The 886-nt window shown below is 62.2% G+C and carries 1 protein-coding gene; it reads left to right on the top strand.

Going from position 1 to position 886, the window contains the following annotated elements:
* Positions 1-886: lipoyl synthase (lipA, locus tag ABD793_RS42530; protein ID WP_425548862.1), on the top strand; the 886-nt coding region annotated here is incomplete at both ends.

The raw sequence follows: 886 nt of genomic DNA, 5'->3' as shown, positions 1-886 counted from the left end.
TGAACGTGACGCCTGAGGGGCGGAAGTTGTTGCGGCTTGAGGTGCGTAACAGCGAGACGCCGATTGAGAAGAAGCCGTCGTGGATTCGGACGCGGGTGCGGATGGGGCCGGAGTTCACGGAGTTGAAGGGGTTGGTGCGGCGTGAGGGTTTGCACACGGTGTGTGAGGAGGCGGGGTGTCCGAATATTTATGAGTGCTGGGAGGATCGTGAGGCGACGTTTTTGATTGGTGGGGATCAGTGCACGCGGCGGTGTGATTTCTGTCAGATTGATACGGGTAGGCCCTCGGCGTTGGATCGTGCGGAGCCGCGGAAGGTTGCGGAGTCGGTGCAGGCGATGGGGTTGCGGTATTCGACGGTGACGGGGGTGGCGCGTGATGATCTTGATGATGGTGGGGCGTGGTTGTATGCGGAGACGGTGCGGCAGATTCATGCGGTGAATCCGGGTACGGGGGTGGAGTTGCTGATTCCGGATTTCAATGCGGTGCCGGGGCAGTTGGCGGAGGTGTTCGGGTCGGGGCCGGAGGTGTTGGCGCATAATGTGGAGACGGTGCCGCGGATTTTCAAGCGGATTCGTCCGGGGTTTCGGTATGCGCGGTCGTTGGAGGTTCTCACGCGGGCGCGTGCGGCGGGGTTGGTGACGAAGTCGAATCTGATTTTGGGGATGGGTGAGATGCCGGATGAGGTGGCTCCGGCGATGCGGGATCTGGTGGAGGCGGGGTGTGAGATTCTGACGATTACGCAGTATTTGCGTCCGTCGCCGCGGCATCATCCGGTGGATCGGTGGGTGAAGCCGGAGGAGTTCGTGGAGCATTCGAGGGTGGCGGAGTCGTTGGGGTTTGCGGGTGTGATGGCGGGTCCGTTGGTGCGGTCGTCGTATCGTGCGGG

The organism is Amycolatopsis ultiminotia, from assembly GCF_039536925.1.
Lineage (GTDB): Bacteria > Actinomycetota > Actinomycetes > Mycobacteriales > Pseudonocardiaceae > Amycolatopsis > Amycolatopsis ultiminotia.
The sequence above is the reverse complement of the archived record's forward strand: the minus strand, read 5'-3'. Positions and strand labels throughout refer to the sequence as shown.